Source organism: Cyanobacteriota bacterium (assembly GCA_025054735.1).
GTDB lineage: Bacteria > Cyanobacteriota > Cyanobacteriia > SKYG9 > SKYG9 > SKYG9.
In genome coordinates this window covers 1-3,211 of record JANWZG010000424.1, presented here as the reverse complement: position 1 = coordinate 3,211, position 3,211 = coordinate 1, and the positions used below count along the sequence as shown (strand labels likewise).

Genomic DNA, 3,211 nt, shown 5'->3' with positions numbered 1-3,211 from the left:
CCTCTTTCAGCCCTTTAGTCAAGTTGATAACTCCACTACCCGCCAATATGGAGGCACAGGCTTGGGGCTAGCGATTAGTAAGCGCCTATGTGAAATGATGGGCGGCTCACTGTGGGTAACTAGTCGCGGGCAGATAGGCGGTGAGCCACCGTCTAATTGGCAGCCATCGGCATCTGTACTACAACCAGCAACCGATGAGGGAGCAACCTTCTACTGCACAATCGTCGTTCCAGCCGTATCACTACCTGCCTCCACACAATCCTTGACCGACCTAGCAGACAAACGTCTGCTCATTGTGGATGACAATGCTTCGGTTCGCCAGCTACTTGCCCTGCAAGCCCAGACGTGGAACATGCTGGCCCTATCTGCGGCCTCAGGGGCTGATGCCCTTGACCTGCTTGATCAGGGGACACCCTTCGACTTGGCGATCGTCGATCTGCACATGCCCCATATGAACGGCCTAAGCTTGATAAAAACTATTCATCGACGATTCCCCCAACTAGCATTGCCGATCGTCCTCATGACTCCATCGGGTCATATCACCCCTCGCTTAGAGCTAAAAACCGTGAACCTAGCAGCTCAAATCCATAAACCCATCAAACCCGCACGCCTTTATGAAACCCTACATCATGTGCTGTGCCCAGAGCAGGCTGTTACGAATCTGCCGCGTCCCCACACTGAAAAAGCCGATGTCAACCTTGCCCAAGAATTACCCCTGCGGATCCTATTGGCAGAAGATCACGCTGTCAATCAGAAATTAGCTCTATTGCTGTTAAAGCGCTTAGGCTACCGGGCAGATGTCGCTGGCAACGGCATTGAAGTATTACAAGCATTGCGTCGTCAATTTTACGATGTGATCTTAATGGATGTGCAGATGCCAGAAACGGATGGCTTGGCAGCAGCCCGTCAGATTTGTCGTGAGTGGCCTGCGATCGAGCGTCCCTATATCATTGCGCTCACTGCCAGTGCCATGCAGAGCGATCGGGAAGCTTGTCTGAATGCAGGTATGGATGACTACATCACTAAGCCCATCCAGTTCGAGGCGTTAGTGCAGGTGCTAAAGCGCAGTCAAACTCATGCTGCAAAGCAGGCAACACGTACACTGATTCAAGATTTGTCCAGGATGAGGGCTGCTTCAGCAGTACCTAGCCTAGTAACCTCTGACCCATGTGCTGCTGAGTCTGTGGTAGAGCCAACGGTTCCCAGCCTGGAATCATTGACTTCAGTGCCCCCGATCGCCGACCTCAGCCTTGATATCCTCGATCCTGAAGTTGTGGAATCAATTCGGGCGATGGCGGATGATGAAGACGACAACTTCCTGACTGAGATGATTGATTGCTATCTGCAAGATACGCCTGTGCAGATGCAGACTTTATTACAGGCGATCGCCAATCATGATATAGCCGCTGTGATTCAATCTAGCCACCCGTTGAAGTCGATGAGCGCCACTGTAGGGGCCAATGCCTTCGCCCAGCAATGTCACGAGATAGAAGTCATGGGCATCTCTGGCACGATTGACCTCACTCCTGAGCAACTCGATCGCCTCATTACTAGCTATCAACAGGTGCGAGCAGCACTGACTGCTTTGCGATCAACAGCCATAGTGTGACTACATCAAGTGACTGATTTGACTGATTTGCTGATTTCCTAGGAAAATTTAGTTGTAGGCTAGCAATACCGCAACAGTCCGACCCGTGTAAAGGTTGGATAGTAGATTGGTCACCTTAGAGGCTGTAGAGACTGTAATGGCAAGATGGCAGTGTGTTAACCAATGTGGAGCTTGTTGTCATCTAGAGCCTAGTGATCGTCCAGATTTGGCAACCTATCTCAGCCCCGACGAGCTTACCCACTATCTGAGCTTGGTGGGTGAGGATGGCTGGTGCATCCATTTTGATCACAACACCCGCAAATGCCAAATTTATGCTGATCGGCCTCGCTTCTGTCGGGTGCAAGCCGATGTCTTCTATGATCTCTACGGCATTGCCCCCCATGACCTTAACGAGTTTGCGATCGACTGTTGCCAGCAACAAATCGGCGGTGTCTATGGTGACCATAGTCCAGAAATGCGGCGCTTTAACCAAATGGTTGGGGTAGAGTAAACAAGGCTGGTTCCAACAATCCACAGCCTGAGCCGTCACCAGCCGTTAATCACCAGTGACCTTTAACCCATGACAATTAGCCCATGACGATCGTTGTATTTGATATTGATGGCGTAGTCCGAGATGTAGGTGGATCCTATCGTCGCGCCTTAGCTGACACCGTAGAGCACTACACCAACGGAGCCTATCGCCCGTCTCAACAAGACATTGACCACCTTAAAGCTGAAGGCATCTGGAACAACGACTGGGAAGCCTCAAGGGAAATGATCCGTCGTTATTACGCTGCTCAGGGCATTCCAGACTATGCGATCGACTATACTGAGCTAGTAGCTTGGTTTCAGCGGCGGTATCGTGGCCCCGACCCCCACAACTGGACGGGGTATATCTGCCAAGAGCCGTTGTTAATGAGTGCGGCCTATGGTGAAACCTTAACCAACGCTGGCATTCTCTGGGGGTTCTTCAGCGGTGCAACCCGTGCCTCTGCCACCTATGTTCTAGAAAACCGTATCGGCTTGCAGTCGCCAGTATTAGTAGCTATGGAAGATGCTCCTGGTAAGCCAGACCCCACTGGACTATTTATGGCTGTAGAGCAAATTCTAGCTCGACATAGCGCACAGGCCAGCGACCATGCTGTTATCTACGCTGGTGACACCGTGGCAGATATGCACACCGTTCAAAAGGCACGAGCGCTAGACCCCAATCGTCGTTGGATTGCCGTTGGGGTATTGCCGCCCCATGTGCTAGAGGATGGCGATCGTTGCCCCACCTACCGCCAAGGCTTAATTCAAGCTGGGGCGCAGTCTGTAGTGGATCGTATAGATGCCCTAACCCCTGCCTACATTGCTCAACTCCTGAGCCATAGCAATACATAGGCCGGTTAGATCATTCAGAGTGAGCAAATAATATTTCTTCTCCAAAGCCAGCTACGCAACCCATTAGTTCGTACCAAGGACTTAAGTCCTGACTACCAGCCATCTGGGGTGAGCAAATGATATTTCTTCTCCAAAGCCAGCTACACAACCCATCTCTTCTCCAAAAGCCAGCTACGCAACCCATTAGTTCGTACCAAGGACTTAAGTCCTGACTACCAGCCATCTGGGGTGAGCAAATGA

General features: G+C 51.3%; 4 protein-coding genes and 1 pseudogene. 4 read left to right on the top strand and 1 reads right to left on the bottom strand.

The window, feature by feature from the left end:
• From NZ772_16195 to NZ772_16180, 4 genes and pseudogenes are all read left to right on the top strand, one after another.
• Nucleotides 1-124: pseudogene (locus tag NZ772_16195) on the top strand (ATP-binding protein).
• On the top strand, nucleotides 98-1,609 hold the full coding sequence (locus NZ772_16190) for a response regulator (GenBank protein MCS6815095.1): 1,512 nt from the start codon (nucleotides 98-100) through the stop codon (nucleotides 1,607-1,609). The pseudogene NZ772_16195 and the gene NZ772_16190 overlap by 27 nt, the downstream one beginning before the upstream one ends.
• 136 nt (nucleotides 1,610-1,745) lie before the next feature.
• Entirely contained in the window at nucleotides 1,746-2,099 is a 354-nt protein-coding gene (locus tag NZ772_16185) for a YkgJ family cysteine cluster protein (protein MCS6815094.1), read from the top strand.
• Between the two features lie 83 nt (nucleotides 2,100-2,182).
• A complete protein-coding gene (locus tag NZ772_16180; GenBank protein ID MCS6815093.1) occupies nucleotides 2,183-2,971 on the top strand; it encodes a TIGR01548 family HAD-type hydrolase in 789 nt (262 codons plus the stop codon).
• A 10-nt stretch (nucleotides 2,972-2,981) separates the two neighbouring features.
• Here NZ772_16180 and NZ772_16175 read toward each other — a convergent pair.
• Nucleotides 2,982-3,211, bottom strand: a 230-nt coding sequence (locus NZ772_16175) for a hypothetical protein (GenBank protein ID MCS6815092.1), incomplete at its 5' end; no start/stop codon positions are given.

Coding starts and splice junctions, on each gene's coding strand:
- NZ772_16190 (MCS6815095.1), top strand. CDS start 98: ATGGGCGGCTCACTGTGGGTAACTAGTCGCGGGCAGATAGGCGGTGAG.
- NZ772_16185 (MCS6815094.1), top strand. CDS start 1,746: ATGGCAAGATGGCAGTGTGTTAACCAATGTGGAGCTTGTTGTCATCTA.
- NZ772_16180 (MCS6815093.1), top strand. CDS start 2,183: ATGACGATCGTTGTATTTGATATTGATGGCGTAGTCCGAGATGTAGGT.